Origin of the sequence: Bacillus cereus group sp. BcHK124 (assembly GCF_027712065.1) — a bacterium.
Taxonomy (GTDB): domain Bacteria; phylum Bacillota; class Bacilli; order Bacillales; family Bacillaceae_G; genus Bacillus_A; species Bacillus_A pacificus.
On record NZ_JAQFPJ010000002.1, the window covers coordinates 75,999 to 96,452 of the forward strand.

Genomic DNA, 20,454 nt, shown 5'->3' on the forward strand with positions numbered 1-20,454 from the left:
ATTATACAAGGCAAAAAAGAAAAAAACCAGCATAAAAGCTGGTTAAAAGTCAAAATAATTTCTTTTTAATAGACGGGGTCTTCCCATTAATTCTTCATATGTTAGTTGTTTTGGTAAATCTTTCGTATAAATTAAAAACAATTGATCTTCTATTTCTTTCACTGTTTGATCTGATTGATAGTCCATACCACATGAGGAACAAGAAATGCATGGTGTCTCTTGGATTTCAATGGCTTTCGTACCATCTGGCAATTCCCAATATACAGTATTTAAGCTTTCTTTTGCTTCTGTACTGTCACACCACATACAATTCATACTGCATCACCCTCGGTTTTTTTGTCGTTTTCTTCTAATTTAGCCATTTGTGCTTGATATTTTTTATCTTTCAATTGGTCCCGCTTATCACGTTTATCTTTTAATGTTGCATGCGTTTCATTCTCTTCATAGTCTTTACGACGGTTCATACGCTGTAAGTCGTCTGGAACAAGGTTGAATTTCTTATCACTCATAAGGCCTGCGATACCAACATCTGAACGTTTTTCTTCGTAGTTTGGATAAATTTCTTTAAAGTACCCTTCTGCTCTTCCTGGAATGTAGCTTTCTGGCTCTGGATACGTTGTGATAACACCTTCAAAGTTACGAAGTACAACTTTATCTGCACTTTGCGAGATTAAATAGTTTGGTTGAAGCGCAATTTTACCGCCCCCTCCTGGTGCATCAACAACGAATGTTGGTACTGCATAACCAGACGTATGTCCGCGTAAACCTTCAATAATTTCAAGACCTTTAGAAACTGGTGCACGGAAATGACCAATACCTTCAGATAAGTCACATTGATAAATATAATATGGACGTACACGGATTTTTACTAAGTCATGCATTAGTTTTTTCATAATTGGAACGCTGTCATTAATACCAGCTAAAATTACTGCTTGGTTTCCGACTGGAACACCAGCATTCGCTAACATTTCACATGCTTTTTTCGATTCTTCAGTAATTTCAATAGATGTATTGAAATGTGTATTTAACCATACTGGATGATATTTTTTAATAATGTTACATAAGTTTTCTGTAATACGCTGAGGGAATACTACCGGCGCTCTCGTTCCGATACGAATAATCTCAACGTGCGGAATCTCTCGTAAATTTTTTAATACATATTCTAAAATTTTATCGTTAATAAGAAGACCATCACCACCAGAGATTAATACATCTCGTACTTGTGGTGTTTCACGAATGTAAGCAATTGCATCATCTAATTGTTTCTTCGGCACACCCATTCCAATTTGTCCACTAAAACGACGGCGTGTACAGTAACGACAATACATAGAACATTGATTCGTTACTAAGAATAGTACGCGGTCAGGATAACGATGTGTTAACCCTGGAACTGGTGAATCTTCATCTTCATGAAGCGGATCTTCTAAATCATATTTTGTTTTATATAACTCTTCCGAGATCGGTACAGATTGCATCCGAATCGGACAGCGTGGGTCATCAGGATTCATTAACCAAGCATAGTACGGTGTAATATTTAACGGGATCGTTTTCGTTGAAATTTTAACGCCCTCTTCTTCATCAGGTGTTAAGTTAATCACTTTCTTTAAGTCATCTAACGTTTTGATCGTATTCGTTAATTGCCAAACCCAATCATTCCATTGCTCTTCAGTAACATCTTTCCATAATTCGATATCCTTCCAGTGACGATTTGGTTTGTATACATCATGTAACATTGCTATTCCCCCTTTTTATACGCTCATCCTTTATATAAGCAATAGTTATGCCAACTTTACTTTATTGATAAGTAAATGTACGGATAACCCTATTATATAAGCGAAAAAAATATTTTTAAGCACTGTATGAAATCCATACATACTATCATATTCATTACTTTTTATATATGTAAACGCTCTTTTATTGGTGCAAACACACAAAAACCGCCAATTATTCGGCGGTTTTGTCGTACTTACTCAGTTTATATTGAAGCGTCTGACGAGGGATACCTAACATTTTTGCAGCTTGTAATATATTCCCTTCTGTTTCAATTAACGCTTGATCTATTAATTCTTTTTCCGTTTGATGAAGTGCTTCTCTAAGAGGCAATATGCCCTTCTTCTTTGGAAAACTCTCTTTCCGAAATGTACGCGGTAAACAATTAGCTGTTAATGTATTCCCTTCTGCAATAATGACAGCATGTTCAATCGTATGTTTTAACTCCCGAACATTTCCAGGCCATTGGTAAGCTTGTAGTCTTTCTTTCGCTTCCTTATCCATTTGAAGTACACCTTTTTTATAACTTTTATTATATTCTTTCAAAAAATAAGACGCTAACAATAATACATCCTCCGTTCTTTCACGGAGCGGCGGAATATATAATGAAAAGACATTTAATCGATAGTATAAATCAGTGCGAATTTTATTCTCTTTTAAACATATTTCTGGTGGCTGATTCATTGCGGTAATAACGCGAACATCTACTTTTCTCGTCTTATTATCACCAATACGACGAATAACACCATCTTCTAATACACGTAGCATTTTCGCTTGTAAATCGAGTGGCATTGAATTCAGTTCATCTAAAAACAATGTCCCTCCATCTACAAGTTCAAATAAGCCCGCTCGTTCAATTGCCCCCGTATAACTACCTTTCGTCGTTCCAAACAATAAACTTTCTAATAGAGACTCTGGCAAAGCTGCACAGTTTTGTGCAATAAACGGCTTGTTCTTTCGCTTAGAGGCTTCATGAATCGCTTGTACAAATAACTCTTTCCCTGTTCCTGTTTCCCCATATATTAAAACATTCGCATCGGTTGGGGCTACTTTTTGTGCTAATTCTTTCGTCTGTTTAAACCGAGCATCATTCGTCACGATCGTTTCAAATGCAACATCCTTTTTGACCGCTTTTTTTCTAGATGACCGCTTTATTTTCGACTGCAAATCGACTATTGTATCGGTAAGTTTTTGTACTGTGGAATAATCTTTTGCAATTTCAACAGCTCCAGCAATATTTCCATCTATGAAAATAGGTAACGTCGTATTTACTGTACAAATGTCTTCCCCATTTAAGTTTTGATAATGCTGCACTTGATGAACGATTGGTTTTTTTGTATCTAATACTTTCATCAACGTACTTGTTTCCCTAGATAAAGAAGGAAACGCTTCTAACAAATGTTTACCTAACACTTTTTCAATTTTTGATCCATCGTGTTTTGCAGCTACAGTATTATAGAAAATTGTAATACCATTTTCATCTACTGCGTGTATAGCCTCATCAATACTGCCCAAAATCGCCTCAATGACTTCTTGTGTCGAAACTGCTAGCAATGTCATCCCCCCTCTTGCCGAAAATCCAGCAAATACTATGCCGAATTTCCGGCACACCTATGTGCGATTATAAGCATGACGATTCCGTTCTATTTTTATAACGTACTATTTAGACAAATCTTTTACCCATATATTCATATCTTCTAGCTTATCAAAAATGTAGCAATTGTTCGCCAATCTTCCTGTATACGTATAGCCTAACTGATGAAAGGCTGCATTCATTCCGAAAGAAAGCGATCGAGCAATTGTATAAGAACAGAAAATCGATTTTTCTTGAAGTTCTTCTTCTAACTTAATTAATAAACTTTTCATAAACCCATGTTTACGATATTCGGGTAAGGTCGCACAATTCGTTAATTCTGCATTTCCTTCTTTTATATTCATTTCTGCAGACGCTGTACTAATTATTTTCCCCTCGAATTCATACACATAGTAAATTGTATCGTCTTCTTTCATCGTTTGTTTTACATAACTCGCTTCGTTTAAAGGAGTCGGATACACTTCAAATACTTCTCCAAAGACAGCTGCTAATTCTTCTGCGTCCTCTTCTGTCGCTTTTCTTAATAGGAATTTTTCCGGAACTATTTTTTCCTTTACTTCTTTTGCTTTTACACCGCTTAAAATAGTATCTTCCTCAGCCCAATGAATACTATTTCGTCTTTCATCATTATTAAATTTCACGAAGAAGTATGCATCGTGACCTTGAAAATAATGTGGTATTGTTGCTTCTAATAAAAAACCGAAAGAGAGCCATGTTGAAACATGCTCTCCCTTTCCTTTAACAATACATTTAGTGAAAGAATGTTTCTCTGCTAATTCGTCAATTGTTTGGATGATTCTCTCAATATTTCCTGTGTAGTGGTCTACTCGAATACGTTTATTAAAATAGTCCAAAACGCCTTCTACTGTATGGCCATTCGTCTGTTCTCTAAAAGATTCATAGTATTTCATTTTTTCACCTCACACCAATCTAGTAATGTACATGCAATAATTTTTGCGGCAGCTATCATTTTATCAACTTCTATATATTCGTTTGGATAATGCGCTACTTTCGTTTCTCCTGGGCCAAATACTATCGTTGGTACACCGGCGATTTGTGTAAATAAGCCTCCATCAGTCCCCCACGGAGATGCTTCAATAATCGGTTTATTCCCTTCGATTTCAACGAAGTTATGCTCGAGCGTTGTAATTAACTCATGATTTTCTTCTAGTTCACCTGGAACCCATCTTGCTCCAAACCATTCCACTTCTACAGGATTTTCAACAAACCAATTGTTCACATCATTTAATTCAGCGATCCAATTCTCGAACTCTTCTTTTGCTGCCTCTATAGTCTCATTCGGCGCAATACCGCATCTTCCTTCTAAAATTAACGAATCAGGAACAGAACTTGGCCAGCTACCGCCTTCAATTTTCCCAATATTAATTGGAATTGGGATCGGGATTCCTTTAAATAATGGATCTGTAATTCGGTCATTTCTCTTCTCTTCCAGCTTTCTCAAATGATCTACAACAAACATACTTTTTTCAATTGCACTTACTCCTTCATAACGCGTCCCACCGTGTGCTGCTTTCCCTTTCACATGTAGACGAAACCACATGGATCCTTGTTGTTTCGGGAAAAACTTCATATTTGTTGGCTCCGGAATAATAACACCATCTGCTTTATATCCTCGTAATATAGTTGCTAATGTTCCTGCTCCGCCGCTTTCTTCTTCTATTACACTTTGAAAATAAATATCTCCTTTTAATTCAATACGAGATTCAATAATTGCTTCCATCGCAAGCATTAATGCGACATTGCCGCCCTTCATATCTGTTGTTCCACGACCATATATACGATTTCCTATTTTCTCACCACTATAAGGATGATGATCCCACTGATTCACATCTCCTTCTGGTACGACATCAATATGCCCATTTAATATCATAGATTTCCCGTCGCCGCTTCCTTTAAGGGTTGCCACAATGTTCGGGCTATCTGAAAAACTTGTACGCGGTGATACAAAATAAGGATGATCTTTCATTTTAGAAAATGATGGCTCCCATATATCAAGATCTAAACCTAGCTCACGTAATTTTTCAATTACAATTGCCTGCGCACCACTTTCCTCACCAGATACGCTCTTTTCTTGAATTAATCGTTTTAAAAATTTTACGCTTTCTTCTTCATGACTCTCAATATAATCACAAACTTGTTTTTTTAATTGCTCCATATATTACATCTCCCCTCATTCAATTACTAGTAAATTAGAACCAATTTTAAAATTTGCTTCTGTATGTTGTTTTATATCTTCTACTGTGTATGGGCTCATTAATTCTTGCAAAATAAGTCCATCCTGCGTCACTTCCATTACTGCCATATCCGTAATAATTAAATCTACACATTTTTTTGAAGTTAATGGTAATGTACACTCCGAAACAATTTTTGCATTTCCATATTTATCGACATGATTCATCACAACAACGACCCGCTTCGCTTTTTGAGCTAAATCCATTGCTCCTCCAATACCTGGAACGCGTTTCCCTGGAACAATCCAGTTTGCTAAATCACCATTCTCACTTACTTGTAATGAACCAAGAATCGTTATATCTAGTAAACCTTTTCGAATCATCCCAAACGCTGTGCAACTATCAAAATAACTTGCTCCTGTAATAAGAGAAGTTGGCAAACCTGCTGCGTTACATAAATTTTCGTCTTCATTTCCTTTACTTGGCGTAGGTCCCATACCTACAATTCCATTTTCTGCATGAAACATAACGTTTATATCGTCAGGCAAATGATTCGGTACAAGCGATGGTATACCAATTCCCAAATTTACAATCATACCATTTTGTATTTCTTTCGCCGCACGTCTAGCAATCTTATCTCTCACTTCTACGCCCATACCCATTTCCAATTCACTCCTTCCGACGGTACGATATAATTTACAAATACTCCTGGGACAACAATTTCTTCTGGATCTAAACTTCCAAGTGGAACAATTTCTTCTGCTTCTACAATCGTTATATCCCCGGCCATAGCTACGTGAGGGTTCATGTTACGAGCGCTCTTATCAAACACAAGGTTACCGAATGGATCCGCCTTTTTCGCGTATACAATCGCAACCTCAGCAGTTAATGCTGTTTCAACTAAATATGTTTTACCATTCATTTCAACAGTACGTTTTCCTTCTTCTACAATCGTATCAACACCTACATCAACTAATACGCCACCAAGTCCTACACCACCAGCGCGAATACGCTCTGCTAATGTTCCTTGAGGAGAAAACTCAATTTGTAACCTTCCTTCGTTTAACTGTCTTCCTGCATTTGGATTTGATCCAATATGAGAAGTAATTAATGATTTTACTCTTTCATTCGTAACGAGACGACCGATTCCTACATCAGGAAATCCTGTATCATTTCCAATCAAATTTAAATTTGTAACTCCTTTTTCTAAAATCGCCTGTATTAAAGATGGAGGGGATCCAATCCCCCCAAATCCCCCAAACATTAATGTCATATCATCGTGGAATAAAGAAATTACTTCCTCTATCTCTTTTAATTTACTGAATGTATTCGTAATAGTTGTCATGCGATACTATGCCCTCCTTTTTGCATCATTTCTTCAACACTTTTTGCAAAAATTGAAAGTAATTCATCTAACTCGGAATATGTAGTTGTCATTGGCGGTGCTACAAGCAGTGCACTATCTTCTTTTCCTGCTTGCCCTGAAACAGCTTGGTATAAAAGAAGACCATTTTTAGCTGCAACCGAAATAAGTTCCGACGCTTTTGTAAACGGTTGCAATTCTACTCCAATTAGCAACCCTTTTCCGCGCACATCAGCAATGATTGTCGATTGTTGCTGAACTTTCTGTAATCCTTTTATTAAATACTCTCCCTTTTCAGCTGTTTTTTCAGGTAGATTATGTTTCTCCATATATTCAATAACAGCTAGAGCTGTTGCTGCAGATAATGGATTTGCACTTAACGTATGCCCACTCATAACAGAACGCGATCCTCGTAAAATTGGCTCCATTACACGGTCACTTACAACCGTCGCTGCCATCGGTGTGTATCCAGCTCCTAAACCTTTACCAAGGGTCATAATATCCGGTTCTACACCCCAATGCTCCATCGCAAACCATGCGCCAGTACGACCAAGCCCAGTCATTACTTCATCAGCAATAAATAAAATATCGTAATGACTACAAATATCTTTAATAACTTTATAATATTCTTTCGGCGGAACGACTGCGCCTCCAGCTGCTCCGATAATCGGTTCAGCGATAAAAGCTGCGATATGTTCTGCACCAATTCTTTCGATTGATCTTTCTAGTTCAGTCGCACAAGCAAGCTGACAAGTTGGATATACTTTTTGCACCGGACATCTAAAACAATATGGAGCTGGAATAGTTGGATAATCTTCTAAAATTGACACGAAACGTTGTCTACGCAGTGGATGCCCAGACATTGATAAGGCGCCCATCGTAATACCGTGATAACTCATCCATCGTGACAAAATTTTATGTTTCCCTTGAATACCTCGCTCTTGAAAATGTTGAATTGCAATTTTCATAGCTGTTTCATTTGCTTCCGTACCACTATTTACAAAAAAGCTCCAGTTCAAATCTCCTACACTTAAATCGCTTAGTTTCTTAGCTAATTTTTCAGCTGGTTCACTCGTAAACTGTGATCTATAAACGAAAGCAATCTCCTCAGCTTGCTTTTTGATAACGTCCGCAATCTCCTTTACGCCATGCCCAATACCTGCCGTAATTGCTCCTGACGAGCCATCAAAATATTTATTTCCGTTTTGATCATACAAATACACACCTTTTCCATGTGAAATCATTGGATACGGCTGACCAACAAGTGGTTTAATTAAGTAATCGCGCATAGCGCTCCCCCATTTCTCCAATTTGTATATATATATGAAGAAAATTGACGTTTCTTTCATAAAAAAGAACCCTCTGCGAAAGCAGTGAATTTATCAAAAAACTATTATAAAATATACAAATGAGTGCTAAATATCAATTTAAAAACAGAAAATTCAGAACTTAAATTAAAGACCAACCCTTATCTATACGCTCAAATAACCCTCCCTTATATAAAATTAACGCTTCACTAAATATTTTTCCAACATAATGTCAGCTTCCCTCAAATGCCGACATTGTGTAAACTTCGACGAAACTCCCTTTAAACTCCTTCCTGTTCTCCTACTTTATATTGCATATTTTCAAACAAATCTCGACAATTAATCCTACTAAATGCATAGCAATTATTTTTATAGAACCCAATATTTCACATACATTCTCCTCCATTTATACAATAAAGTGAAACTTTAATCAGCCCTCACCAATCGGACTTTTATGGGCAGCCCGACCCCCACCTAACTTCTTTGTTTTCGCTGAATTTTGAGATGTGGGTCTTACTGCCCATTAAAATCGGATAAAAAAAGAACCGATTAACCACATTAATCAGTTCGGCACGACGCTCTTTTATCAGTTAATACCGTCACTTGCTAACGTAAATAGAAACAATAGTATTACAAAATCACAATTCATCCTACAGTATAAAGCACAACACCGTCCATAACTCCATTCACAATTCCTTGCGGGATATCCCCATCCCAAGGTTTCATTCCTTTCCTTAATTTCAAACTACCTTTCCTTTATAATTTATGTAGGACAATTATTACTTTGTATGTGTATTTGCCCATAATTTAAAAAATCCCTAGTTTCCTAAGGGTTTCAGGACATGGTTTCGACATGTCACGTATTATGCTCTCAAATTTTTCATTTCGAAATATACACTTCATCAGCCAATATGGATGATATATTTTTGTATCCTCTAGAAAATTATAACTCTCGTTCACCTAAACTTAACTTATCCTTAAAAAATACTTATTATTAATTTTGAACCTTTCTCCTTTAAAAAACAATTTTTTTCGCATAACCTCATTCTTGCTAAGCATATAGTTTTAATGATGACAAAGGAGGAATGTTCATGTCTCAATCTGAAATCGAAAAATATGGACAAGAAGCTGCACGTTACGAACAGCTCGCTCGTTACTATCAATTTCATAATCCAAAAAAATATGCAGAACTATATATGAAATATTATGATGCGCTTACGAATCTTGTACAGGCATACGAAAAAAGAGATTCACAAGAAGCTGCTTTACCATCGCACATAAGATTTTTTCACTCTGCTTCAAATACACCTGCCGTTGACATTTTAGTAAACGGGCAAAAGGTAATTAAAAATATTTCATTTAAACAATTTAGTCCCTATTTAACATTAGTACAAGGTAAGTACCGAATAGATATTGTTCCTGTCGGAAATGAAACGCCCATCTTTTCAGCTTTAGTACCAATAATGGGAAATCACTCTTATACTTTTGCTGCAATAAATAGTGATAATCATCTACAATTACAACCTATGCTTGATAATACTCATTTACCAGCAGGCCAGGCAAAAATACGCTTTGCGCACTTTTCTCCCGATACCCCTGTTGTAAATGTAAGTTTAAAAGGTGGCGATCATTTATTTGAAAATGTACTCTTTAAACAAATAACAGATTTTTTAGAAGTTAGCCCTGGTACAGCGGATATAGAAGTTTCACTCGCAGATCATCAAAGTGTCTTACTAACTATACCGGATTTCAAAGTCGAACCGAACATTATTTATACAATTTCAATTTTAGGTTATTCAACGAAAGATCCTAAATTAGAAGCCGTTATACTTACGAATTAAAACAGTCTACACCATTCATTTGGTGTAGACTGTTTATTTTTGAAATGCAATTTGAAATTCTGTCCAATCATTATCTGAACGACACATGATGGACCCATTATGCTTTTCTACAATTTGTTTACATACAAATAACCCAATACCAGTTCCTAACTTTTTAGTAGTTACAAATGGTTCAAAAATCGTTTCTACATTTTCAGCTGGAATCATTGGCCCGTTATTTTTTATTACAATCCGAATCGATTGATCTTCTTCAAATACATCAATGATAATTTTTCGTTCTTCTTTCATTGATTCAAGAGCGTCAATTGAGTTCATTAATATATTTAAAAATACTTGTCTCACTTCACTCCGATAACCAGTAAGCGGAATTGGATATGGCAAATTCTTTTCAATAGAAACATTTGCATTGACCAAACTTGGATATAAGAACTGTATAATGTCTTGAAATAAATCATTTAGCCAAAACCGTTCAGATTCAGTCCACATTTCTTTTTTCGATACGAGTAAAAATTGCGAAATGCGAAAATTTAATTGGTCTAATTCATGAGAAATAATATCTAAATACGATAAACTAGGATGGTCTGCCTTTAATAATTTGACAAACCCCATAATGGAAGTAAGTGGATTACGAAATTCATGTACAAAACTAGCTGACATTTGCCCTAAAATCGTCAGCCTTTCTTTATGTGTTTCGTTAATATATTGCTGTTTTTCCTCTAAATTTCTTGATATAATTTCCGAGTATTTTAAAACAGTGTAATAAATTAATTTGTCAAAACAAGTATGTATTTGGGCCATAATTGGTTTCAATTCACGTGCACTAACATCTAATTCACACATCGCTTCGAAAAGCTCATTTCTTCCCACATTTGCATTATAAACAAAATCACCTATATTCGCATCTGCTCCTGCACGTTCAATAGCAATTTTCTCGCATAATGGCTGAAGATAATTTATATCTTTTTCTTCCATAGTAAGTTCAATAATAAACTCTAATAAATCCTCTCCATTTTGAACTGCTTCTAGTCTAAATGGATCTTTATCGGAAATTATCATTTTGTTTTTCCAGTTCTCAACGAATTGGTGCCTGTTGTTTTTCAAGTGCGAACAAAATACTTCTTTAATATCCTTATCGATTGGAAAAACCTCCATTCCTCCATTTCCATGCGACGAACACCCTTTATATTTTGAATATTAACACAAAAAACATGATTCGTTAATAGATTATTGTCACATTTTGTTAATATGTGTTGATAAAATTTTTATAACTTTATTAATTGTTTAGATTGTTACATTCCATTTTCCTTCCTTTCATTCAAATTTTTTATATTCGATGCGACTTTTTTTGCATCCTGCTTCATTCTTTCGTACAATAGAAAAGGAAAGGTGTGAAAAATATGGTAAATAAAAATGTGGAAGATTATCTCCAAGAAGGCATTTACGGCCAAAAGCAAAACAAACCAGAAGAACGTAATATGTATTTAACTACATTACGTGAGCGTGTAGAAATCGCTTTAACTATCGGTCAAGTAATGCAAAGTAATGTATATTCTGAAGTAGCTAGTAGCATGCGCTCTTCTCAATCATTACAAATATTCCTAAATGGTGGCATTGCTTACCCACATTTATCAAAATACATTAAATTAGCGAATGAAAAAAATGTTCCTTTTACAATTGTTCAAAATAAAGGTATAGAAACACCAATCGGTTTAGTATTATCTCATAGCACTGCTGTCGACAAAGAACAAATTTATGTAGAAGATGCTATTTTCAAACAAGAAATGAAGTAAAAGGTACACTTGATTAAATGAAATCATTCTAAGAAACGTCAAATAAACAAAAAAACGAGTATGGAATCGTAAACATTTCCTACTCGTTTTTTTGCGATGTTTAAGTTCTAGTTACTTTATTTTTTAATACACACTAATTTCATTTCTGTCATTTCTTCGATTGCATATTTAATTCCTTCACGCCCCGTACCACTTTCTTTCACACCACCGTAAGGCATATGGTCTACTCTGAACGTTGGAATATCATTTATCATGACACCACCAACTTCTAATTCATCAATTGCACGCATTGCTTTAAACAAATTATTTGTAAATACGCCTGCTTGTAGACCGTAACGCGAATGATTTACTTGCTCTATGGCCTCATCAAATTCTTTAAATGTATTTACTGTCATAAGTGGACCGAATACTTCTTGGCACTGTACAGATACATGCTCTGGAACATTCGTTAATACAGTTGGTTTAAAAATCCTTTCATCACGTTTGTTACCACCATACAAAACGCTCGCTCCTTCTTTAACTGCTTCTTGCACCCAGTTATCGATACGCTCGACATCTTTTTTCGAAATTAAAGCTGATACATCCGTTTCCTCAAGCAACGGATCACCAACAACAACTGTTTCCATCGCTTTCTGTAACTTAGATAAAAATTCATCCATTCTCTCTTCATGTACAAAAACACGTTGTACCGAAATACAAACTTGTCCATTATTAACAAATGCTCCCCATTTTACTCGTTCAATTAATTCATCTGTTAATTCAACATCTTCATCAATAATAACAGCAGCATTCGATCCTAGTTCTAACGTAACTCGCTTTAACCCAGCCTTTGCCTTAATTCCAAGTCCAACTTTCGGACTTCCCGTAAAAGTAATGGAAGCAACATCATCATTTGTAACTATTGCTTCTCCTACAGTTGAACCCGGACCAGAAATAATATTTAAAGCCCCTTTTGGCAATCCTGCTTCTTCAAATAGTTCAACTAATGCATAAGATGATAGAGGCGTTTGATCAGCTGGTTTTAACACAACTGTATTTCCAGCAGCAATTGCAGGGCCCACTTTATGTGCCACTAAATTTAATGGAAAATTAAATGGTGTAATAGCTCCTATAACCCCAATCGGTTTTCGTATTGTGTATGCAATGCGCCCATCTGCACCAGGTGCTGCATCAAGTGGCAGTGTCTCACCGTATATACGCTTCGCTTCTTCAGCTGCAAATTTGTATGTCTGAACGGTACGATCTACTTCTCCCCTTGCAGCACGTATTGGTTTTGCAGCCTCTTTTGCAATAATCTCTGCAAATTCTTCTCTTCTTTCATCCATTTTTTGTGCGACTTTCTCTAAAATAGTCGCACGATCATATGCAGATAATCTATTCATTTCTTTCATTGCATTCTTTGCAGCAATAACAGCCTCTTTTACATCTTCTTCCGTTCCTTGCGCGATTTCCGCTAATGTTTCTTCAGAATATGGTGCATATAATGGTTTATACGTATTTACAGACTTCCAATCTCCATTTATATATAAATGCTTTTTCATAATTCTTCCCCTTTCAAATATATGTATACAACAATACTTCACCTAGTGAAAGGTCTGACTTATGTCATTGTAACATAGCCCTTATTCTGCAAAAAACATTATGCTCAAAAAAACTCTGCCATCTAGCAGAGTCTACGAACTAATTTGTTCTTGCAATGAAATTTGTTTTTCATCTTCTAAAATAACAATTGATTCTACAATTTTTGTAACTTCTAGTCTCTTTATATAGTGTCCATCTAATTCTTTTACGCAAAACTTATAATTTTCAATTTCAATGAAATCCTCTTCAGCAATTTCTATATTCTTCGTTAAAATCCATCCACCTATTGTGTCAACACCATTATCATCAATCGTTAAACCTAATAACGTATTTACTTCACTAACAAGTACTTTTCCCTCTAGTATTGTTTTCGTTTCACTAACTTGTTGGATTTCTGGCTGTTCATCTGTATCAAACTCATCTTGAATATCTCCAACTATTTCTTCTAAAATGTCTTCAACAGTAACAAGTCCAGACGTACCACCATATTCATCTATCAATATAGCAATATGTGTTCTTTCTTTTTGCATTTTTAAAAATAAGTCGTGTATTGGGATGGAGTCGATAACTAAAATAATCGGCCTAATATATTGCTCTACTTTCTTATTACTAACCGCATTATGCTGCACAAAATCTGTGAAAATATCTTTAAAATTCACAAAGCCTATTACGTGATCTTTGTCGCCATCAACAACTGGATATCTCGTATATTTTTCCCGAGACATTTTTTGCAACGCTTCTTCAGCAGGCATTTCTTTACTTATAATATGCATCTCAGTTCGGGGTACCATTATCTCTTTTGCTATACGATCATCAAATTCAAAGATTTTATTTACATATTTATATTCAGACTGATTAATCTCTCCGTTTTTGTAACTTTCTGAAACTAATAACCGTAATTCTTCTTCTGAATGAATTTCATCGTGCCCTTTCGGTGGTTTCAGCCCTAGCAACTTCATAATTATTCGGGCTGATCCATTTAATAGCCAAATAAAAGGAAACGCCATACGATAAAAGAAAGTTAACGGTTTAGCAACAAATAAACTCACCTGTTCAGCTTTTTGAATCGCAAATGTTTTTGGAGCCAATTCCCCTATTACAACGTGTAAAAATGTAATAAACAAAAACACTAAAATTACAGCAAAAATATCTGCTAGTTGAGTAGAAATGTTCAAATTCACAAAAAATGTGTCAAACATTTGCTTTAACGCAGGTTTACCGAACCACCCAATTCCCAGTGCTGTAACTGTTATTCCTAGCTGACAAGCAGATAAATATTCGTCTAAGTTTGTAATGACTGTTTTGACAGATGTTGCGCGATTATTTCCTTCTGCAATTAAATAGTCAATTCTTGAACTTCGCACTTTAACAATTGCAAATTCTGCTGCAACGAAAAATGCCGTTAAGGCAATTAAAACAATCACTATACTTATACTATATATGTCCAAATACTTTTCCTTACTTACATTGTAAGCAAGGAAGCCACCTCCTACTTAATTTTATTCAAGTGAAGTAAGCATTCTAATACTCTAACAAAATTCTACATTAGCAACCACCTTTTTATATATTATATGCATACATAAAAAAGATATTTATCATTATGATAATCTAATTCATTTCCCTCAGTCAAATGATTCTAAATTTTAAGATAAAAACTTTTATATTCACGATATATTCTTCCTAACTTCATTTCGTGAAAAAACACTTTCTTTGCCGATTCCACACTTCTTTTGTCACACTAGAAGGGAACTTACTTCATAGATCGAAATCATTCAACAGGATATATATAGGAGGGATTATTTTGGAATATAAAACACCATTTATCGCAAAAAAATTAGGTGTTAGCCCAAAGGCTGTTGTCCGGATTGCACAACAATTAAATCTTACTATAGAAAAAAATAAATATGGTCACTTTATTTTTACACAAGATGATTTAGACCAAATGTTAGAATACCATCTTTCACTAATAGAGAAGTCCCAAAACACTCACCCTACTCAAAAAACATCATCAAATGATGTTGAAGAATTGAAAACTCAAGTAAATACAATTGTTCAAAACATATCATCACATGATTTTGAGCAATTAACCGCTCAATTAAACACAATTACGAGAAGACTAGATCGAATGGAAGAACAAATGCAAGATAAGGCAAATGATGTTGTTACGTACCAACTTTTACAACATCGCCGTGAAATGGAGGAAATGTTAGAGCGAATTCAAAAACTAGAAGCTACCCTCAAGAAAGAGGAACCAATCTATATTACTCCCGATACAAAGCCAATATATGAACGTGAAAAGAAACCGAAGCGCCGTAAAATGATTTTTAGTATATTTGGATTATAATTTTTAGACCCTTATTAAAATAATAAGGGTCTTTTTCATGAAGAATGATTTCATTTTAAAATCGCATTCTCTTTATTATACATATTCATTTCGTTTTATTTGGTTAACATAATATTCTTACTGTATTCTGCGATTAATGCCTGTGCATGGGCATTTCCTTGAATTACATCTCGAAATTCTTTTAAAGAATACAAATGCGTAGCCCCTTTTCGGGCATGAATTCGTACTGGTACACCTTGTAAAGTATCATGAAATTGAAATGGCTTATCTATCGGTTCAATTGGGAAACCGAGTGTTAATAAATACATATACATTCTTTTTGTAACCGCTGCAATATACCATTCTGCTTTCGTTTCTAATGCATGCATAAATAAAATAGCTGTTAGTCTTTTGAAGTGTCCTCTCCCACGAGACGTTTTCGCAATACTTAACTTGCCTATTTCATATACATTTTGCAAATCTTTCACTAAATCATTTTTAGAAAACGGATAGAAAAACTCAGAATTTGATTGTTCTGGTACCGTATACTTAATACATTCTACTGTACCGATATGATGTTCATCTTCTATTAATAAAAATCGTGATGGATTTAAATTACGTTCTACGAACATTAAGTTTCTTTCTTCACAAAAATCTCCCCACAGTTGCTCGAACCAAAAATGTTCTTCCTTTGTTTGAACACGCTGGAACATATTTCCCCGCCTTTCCCATCGCCGCTCTGTTTTTGATAACGCTTTCACTATCTATCATATAAGAACAAATCTTCGTATGCAACTAAAAACATTTACGCCTTATTATATTCTGCAAAATAAATTAAATTCCATCATAATCGCCTTTTATCCCTCATGTACCGTTCTTCTCAAAATATATTTCTATCACTTGCAAATTCATATCATATGAAGCTGTCTCCCATACTGCATATAATTCTTCTTAATCTAAAAAAATCCTTTATAAAAAAGGATTTCTTTTACTTCTTCATGCTTTTTAACCACTTCTCAAAAATTTGTACCATTCCATGTTTTCCCGCTAATTTCTCTTCTCCTTGTTTCGTTTTATATGGGTATAATTGCAAGAAAACACCGCATCCAGACTCAATTTTTTTACTATGCATATGACTTCCTGGGTATACACAAATGACTTCATAAATGGCCCTTCGATGATAGATTCGCTTTCCATCCTGTTCTTCTACAAATTTTATAGACCAGTACTTATACATTTGCTCAGTTGCTTTCGTATTCCCAACGTGCTGAAAAATATTGTACATTGGGCTATACTTCACTTCAATAATAATAGAAGATTGATATACGTATTTCTCTTCCTCCTTTACATAACAGTCTAATCGAATATCTGGCTTCTTCGTGTCTTCTCCATTATAAAAATTACTCCCTTTACTTAATGCAATAAGAGGATGTGTTTCAATTAAATCATTAAATGCGACATGGACTTTCATATCATCTCGATGTAAAACTACTGTCGTTCCATCTTGTAATCCATCTACATAAAAATGTTCTTGTATTTGTTCACGAATGGAATTTCTAGCTTCAAAACCAATTTGCTCTAACATGGAAATAACGATAAAGAAAGCGTAATATTCATACACTAAAAAAGTTGGTTTATAAACAAATAATAAAGATGGAGATTGATCTGTATATTGTGGAAGTAAATCTAAATGCTGTAGTAATTGTTGATGTGGTATCGGTAAATTATGTGAGTTCATCTTACCCGTTTCAGAAACTTCTCTCCAAAATGGAGAATACATTAAAGTTTGAAAGTATTGTACACTATCATGTACAAAATGCGCTAAAATTTTATATTCTTGTATCTTCATAGAACTTTTTCGTAAATCCGCCTCTTTTAGTAAATGTATATTTTTATATTTTTGTTTCTCTCTATCGGTCACTGATCCATTACGCTCAATTGTTTGTATAATCGTTTTTACAGCTTGAAATTCTTCTGATTTCTTCTTTTTTTCTCTTTCTAATATTTCAATTGTTTGACGCAAAAAATTTTCCGCTTCAAGTAAATAAAGATAAAATTGCATCGCTTTAAATTTAAGAAATGCATTTTCCATACTATTTTTTTGTTCGATAAACTTACGATTATAATATTTTGCATACGGTTTTCTTTCCGCCACTACCGCTCCTTTCCTCGTTGCTTTCCGCTCCTTTTCTTCCCATTTATATTCATGTATAAATTTTGAACTCGATTCTATTTTCTTAAAAATTTGCTTTATCTTTTTCATTTTTTGCGGCAACTTTCTAAGTAACACTAAATAAGAAGAATCTTCAATATCGCTAAGTGCAGAGAAAGTCTTTTTATAATAACCTCTATCTAAAATCAACTCATTTAAAATCGACTTCACATAGTTTTGAATCATTTCAAATTGATCATCAAAAAAATTTTTGGGGACGACTTGAAAAGCGCCATAATACGTTCGATCTTCTATATTCACTTCAAAATGATATAAACCACAACGCCATGGATAAAAGAATTCCGTTTTTCCATGTTCATATATTAATACCTTTTGTTTTTGGTCATTTATTTCATATTTTGTCTCTTTTATATTCTTCTGTCCCTCATAGACTTTATTCCATATAAAAGTAATATTCATTGGATTTTCATAATGGTATTGCAATCTAATTGGTTTTAATTCTTGCACTTTATAAATACATTGAGCTAATGCTGTTGCAGAGGTACAAAGACGATTTAATAAAATATATTCTCCTTTTGACTCCGTTCCAATAATTAACTTTAATACAAAAGGAAGCGTTTCTTTCGTATCAACGATTTCTGTTTCGTATCGTCCATCATTTTGCATAACCATACAACTCCAGTTCTCTACGCTTTTCTCTTATATATGCTAAAGAGTGTTCAAATGTAGATACTCTGTTTGCAAGTGGAGATTGCAAAAGAGGTACTAATGTTGCCCCCCTTTTTACTTCCTCTGAAAGTAAAGACCCAACCATCATTTCAGTCCCTCTTATTTTCGTCAATACACGTTGCTTTATTTGTAAATCAAATCCTTCCTCTCTACTAATCATATAAGAATGATTATTTTGGAACGGTATATTTTGCAAATAAGTAGCAATTGCATTTGCACATCGAAAAGAAATTCCCTTTGACGTATCGTGTGATGACAATACACCATGTAACTTATCTAATAGCTCTAACTCTTCTTCAGAAAACACCTCAATCATCGTTTTATTCCTGACCCAATTTATGCGAAATTCTCCTGCAGTTACTTTCAGAGGTGGTTGTAATACAACTTTCTCTTGCTCCATACACATCTCACAAAACGGAATCTTTCGTAAAGTTATTACATTCGTCCGATCTAATAATCGATCTGAGAGTTCCTTCGTCGCTTCATCAAAATTCACAGTACCAACAAATATAATATTTTCTCCAATTTCAATTGTTGGCGGAATTGGATTTTCTTTTTCTTGCACACCTTCATATAAATTTAAAATACGATTTTGCTTTTCAAGTTGAAGAACAGATAGAAATGGAGTAAACCAATGCTCAATATGTGACATATTCATTTCATCAAAAACGATTATATACAGCTGATTTTGATTTTCTTTTGCCTTCATTAACGCCCTAACTAATTTTGTTTCACTTTCAATAAAAGTACCATTTGGGTGAAGGTAACCAAGTAAATCATGTGGTTCTTGATATGATGGTGAAATCGGGATCCAAACCAATTCTTCCCCGTATTGTAATCCAAGTGCTTCTGCATAAGCTTGCACAAAACTTGATTTTCCAGCGCCTGGTATACCACCCAGAATCGTCAACATATTTGTTTTTGTACTTATATGAAAGTTATAAATATCTGTTTCATCCAAATATAGCCCTTTATTACGTACAAAACTTTTCACATACTGTAAAAAGACGGATTCACGCTCATCCCATTCATCCTTTTGCACTTTTATTTCCTCTACCTCTACAAGCTTACCTTCTTCAGTTATTCGTTTTTTTAATTGCTCATACACATGATTGCTTACAAAATATAATTGATCTTCTACCGCTATTTCTACATACTTCATCCAGTCATTAAGTTCTATATACTTACATTCCCGCTGCTGTTCAAAATATGCGATTGAACTAATTGACGATGACTTTAAAGATATATTTCCATATAACCTTCCCTCATGCCACAATAACTCAGGAGGCTCAAAGTCTTTCGGATATTTTGGCATTAGAAATGACAAATAACCATTACTAAGTTTTCTTTCTAAAGACTCTCCCTTTTTATAATCGGAAACTTTAGGTACTGGAATCATTTTATAACCGTTTGCTATTTCTCGCGCTTCTTCTGTACAAATTAACTCCACGTATATATGTCCTCTTTCATAATAGAGACGAAACATAATCAATTGCTTTTCTAGTTTTCTTTTCTTTAATTCCAAAAAGACTTTTTCATTCTTTTTATTGCTACATAAACCTTCAAATACATATGGTTCATTTTTCAATTGCTCTTGCAATGTGAATGGTATTGGCGATAGGCATTGTACAAAGAAATTCTCTCCACTCTTCTCACTCTCTGCTTTTGTAAACTTCCCAATAAACCTCATATAGTACATTCGTTTTATAAAACTTGGCTGAAGAGCTTTATGTAATTTCACCTTCGTCACCTTCTTTTTTTCATACTATTCTTAGTGTATGAAAGAAACGC

Annotated in this window: 17 protein-coding genes; 3 read left to right on the top strand and 14 right to left on the bottom strand. The window is 34.6% G+C overall.

What is annotated here, in order from left to right; all coding sequences use genetic code 11:
* Positions 1-42 precede the first annotated feature (42 nt).
* From PDK19_RS05500 to PDK19_RS05535, 8 genes are all read right to left on the bottom strand, one after another.
* Positions 43-315 (bottom strand): YokU family protein, encoded by a 273-nt coding sequence (locus PDK19_RS05500; RefSeq protein ID WP_000995764.1) that lies wholly within the window; start codon positions 313-315, stop codon positions 43-45.
* Positions 312-1,733 (bottom strand): lysine 2,3-aminomutase, encoded by a 1,422-nt coding sequence (gene ablA, locus PDK19_RS05505; RefSeq protein ID WP_000902137.1) that lies wholly within the window; start codon positions 1,731-1,733, stop codon positions 312-314. The genes PDK19_RS05500 and ablA overlap by 4 nt, the downstream gene beginning before the upstream one ends.
* 211 nt (positions 1,734-1,944) lie before the next feature.
* Positions 1,945-3,330, bottom strand: coding sequence for an arginine utilization transcriptional regulator RocR (rocR, locus tag PDK19_RS05510; protein WP_011040293.1), 1,386 nt, complete (start codon positions 3,328-3,330; stop codon positions 1,945-1,947).
* A gap of 99 nt (positions 3,331-3,429) precedes the next feature.
* A complete protein-coding gene (gene ablB, locus PDK19_RS05515; protein WP_000878610.1) occupies positions 3,430-4,275 on the bottom strand; it encodes a putative beta-lysine N-acetyltransferase in 846 nt (281 codons plus the stop codon).
* Positions 4,272-5,540 (bottom strand): peptidase, encoded by a 1,269-nt coding sequence (locus PDK19_RS05520; protein ID WP_000436704.1) that lies wholly within the window; start codon positions 5,538-5,540, stop codon positions 4,272-4,274. The genes ablB and PDK19_RS05520 overlap by 4 nt, the downstream gene beginning before the upstream one ends.
* A gap of 15 nt (positions 5,541-5,555) precedes the next feature.
* Positions 5,556-6,218, bottom strand: coding sequence for a CoA transferase subunit B (locus tag PDK19_RS05525; RefSeq protein WP_000525281.1), 663 nt, complete (start codon positions 6,216-6,218; stop codon positions 5,556-5,558).
* A complete protein-coding gene (atoD, locus tag PDK19_RS05530; protein ID WP_000208119.1) occupies positions 6,203-6,901 on the bottom strand; it encodes an acetate CoA-transferase subunit alpha in 699 nt (232 codons plus the stop codon). The genes PDK19_RS05525 and atoD overlap by 16 nt, the downstream gene beginning before the upstream one ends.
* Positions 6,898-8,208: an aspartate aminotransferase family protein gene (locus PDK19_RS05535; protein WP_001205894.1), complete on the bottom strand. Its 1,311-nt coding sequence runs from the start codon at positions 8,206-8,208 to the stop codon at positions 6,898-6,900. The genes atoD and PDK19_RS05535 overlap by 4 nt, the downstream gene beginning before the upstream one ends.
* 1,109 nt (positions 8,209-9,317) lie before the next feature.
* Here PDK19_RS05535 and PDK19_RS05540 point away from each other — a divergent pair.
* Complete coding sequence (locus PDK19_RS05540) at positions 9,318-10,067, top strand: DUF4397 domain-containing protein (protein WP_074615010.1); 750 nt, start codon at positions 9,318-9,320, stop codon at positions 10,065-10,067.
* 33 nt (positions 10,068-10,100) lie between these two features.
* On the opposite strand, the gene PDK19_RS05545 is transcribed toward PDK19_RS05540, so the two are convergent.
* Positions 10,101-11,219 carry a BA2291 family sporulation histidine kinase gene (locus PDK19_RS05545; protein WP_000451748.1) on the bottom strand — a complete coding sequence of 373 codons (1,119 nt, stop codon included), beginning with the start codon at positions 11,217-11,219 and terminating at the stop codon, positions 10,101-10,103.
* 245 nt (positions 11,220-11,464) lie between these two features.
* Here PDK19_RS05545 and PDK19_RS05550 point away from each other — a divergent pair, with 245 nt between their 5' ends.
* Positions 11,465-11,857: a YueI family protein gene (locus PDK19_RS05550; protein ID WP_000247570.1), complete on the top strand. Its 393-nt coding sequence runs from the start codon at positions 11,465-11,467 to the stop codon at positions 11,855-11,857.
* Between the two features lie 116 nt (positions 11,858-11,973).
* Here PDK19_RS05550 and PDK19_RS05555 read toward each other — a convergent pair whose 3' ends face one another.
* Entirely contained in the window at positions 11,974-13,398 is a 1,425-nt protein-coding gene (locus tag PDK19_RS05555; protein WP_000716444.1) for an aldehyde dehydrogenase family protein, read from the bottom strand.
* Positions 13,399-13,530: 132 nt separating this feature from the next.
* Positions 13,531-14,886: a hemolysin family protein gene (locus PDK19_RS05560; RefSeq protein ID WP_270706710.1), complete on the bottom strand. Its 1,356-nt coding sequence runs from the start codon at positions 14,884-14,886 to the stop codon at positions 13,531-13,533.
* A 353-nt stretch (positions 14,887-15,239) separates the two neighbouring features.
* Between PDK19_RS05560 and racA the strand changes: the two genes are divergently transcribed.
* Positions 15,240-15,782, top strand: a complete 543-nt coding sequence (racA, locus tag PDK19_RS05565) for a chromosome-anchoring protein RacA (RefSeq protein ID WP_000456004.1) — start codon at positions 15,240-15,242, stop codon at positions 15,780-15,782.
* Positions 15,783-15,877: 95 nt separating this feature from the next.
* On the opposite strand, the gene PDK19_RS05570 is transcribed toward racA, so the two are convergent.
* From PDK19_RS05570 to PDK19_RS05580, 3 genes are all read right to left on the bottom strand, one after another.
* Positions 15,878-16,474: a hypothetical protein gene (locus PDK19_RS05570; protein WP_000487803.1), complete on the bottom strand. Its 597-nt coding sequence runs from the start codon at positions 16,472-16,474 to the stop codon at positions 15,878-15,880.
* Positions 16,475-16,749: 275 nt separating this feature from the next.
* Positions 16,750-18,600: a hypothetical protein gene (locus PDK19_RS05575; protein ID WP_014893777.1), complete on the bottom strand. Its 1,851-nt coding sequence runs from the start codon at positions 18,598-18,600 to the stop codon at positions 16,750-16,752.
* Positions 18,590-20,404, bottom strand: coding sequence for an AAA family ATPase (locus tag PDK19_RS05580; protein WP_270706712.1), 1,815 nt, complete (start codon positions 20,402-20,404; stop codon positions 18,590-18,592). The genes PDK19_RS05575 and PDK19_RS05580 overlap by 11 nt, the downstream gene beginning before the upstream one ends.
* Positions 20,405-20,454: the final 50 nt, after the last annotated feature.

Bases quoted from the DNA above. Each gene is read 5' to 3' on its own strand.
- PDK19_RS05500 (WP_000995764.1), bottom strand. From the start codon at position 315: ATGAATTGTATGTGGTGTGACAGTACAGAAGCAAAAGAAAGCTTAAAT.
- ablA (WP_000902137.1), bottom strand. From the start codon at position 1,733: ATGTTACATGATGTATACAAACCAAATCGTCACTGGAAGGATATCGAA.
- rocR (WP_011040293.1), bottom strand. From the start codon at position 3,330: ATGACATTGCTAGCAGTTTCGACACAAGAAGTCATTGAGGCGATTTTG.
- ablB (WP_000878610.1), bottom strand. From the start codon at position 4,275: ATGAAATACTATGAATCTTTTAGAGAACAGACGAATGGCCATACAGTA.
- PDK19_RS05520 (WP_000436704.1), bottom strand. From the start codon at position 5,540: ATGGAGCAATTAAAAAAACAAGTTTGTGATTATATTGAGAGTCATGAA.
- PDK19_RS05525 (WP_000525281.1), bottom strand. From the start codon at position 6,218: ATGGGTATGGGCGTAGAAGTGAGAGATAAGATTGCTAGACGTGCGGCG.
- atoD (WP_000208119.1), bottom strand. From the start codon at position 6,901: ATGACAACTATTACGAATACATTCAGTAAATTAAAAGAGATAGAGGAA.
- PDK19_RS05535 (WP_001205894.1), bottom strand. From the start codon at position 8,208: ATGCGCGATTACTTAATTAAACCACTTGTTGGTCAGCCGTATCCAATG.
- PDK19_RS05540 (WP_074615010.1), top strand. From the start codon at position 9,318: ATGTCTCAATCTGAAATCGAAAAATATGGACAAGAAGCTGCACGTTAC.
- PDK19_RS05545 (WP_000451748.1), bottom strand. From the start codon at position 11,219: ATGGAGGTTTTTCCAATCGATAAGGATATTAAAGAAGTATTTTGTTCG.
- PDK19_RS05550 (WP_000247570.1), top strand. From the start codon at position 11,465: ATGGTAAATAAAAATGTGGAAGATTATCTCCAAGAAGGCATTTACGGC.
- PDK19_RS05555 (WP_000716444.1), bottom strand. From the start codon at position 13,398: ATGAAAAAGCATTTATATATAAATGGAGATTGGAAGTCTGTAAATACG.
- PDK19_RS05570 (WP_000487803.1), bottom strand. From the start codon at position 16,474: ATGTTCCAGCGTGTTCAAACAAAGGAAGAACATTTTTGGTTCGAGCAA.
- PDK19_RS05575 (WP_014893777.1), bottom strand. From the start codon at position 18,600: ATGCAAAATGATGGACGATACGAAACAGAAATCGTTGATACGAAAGAA.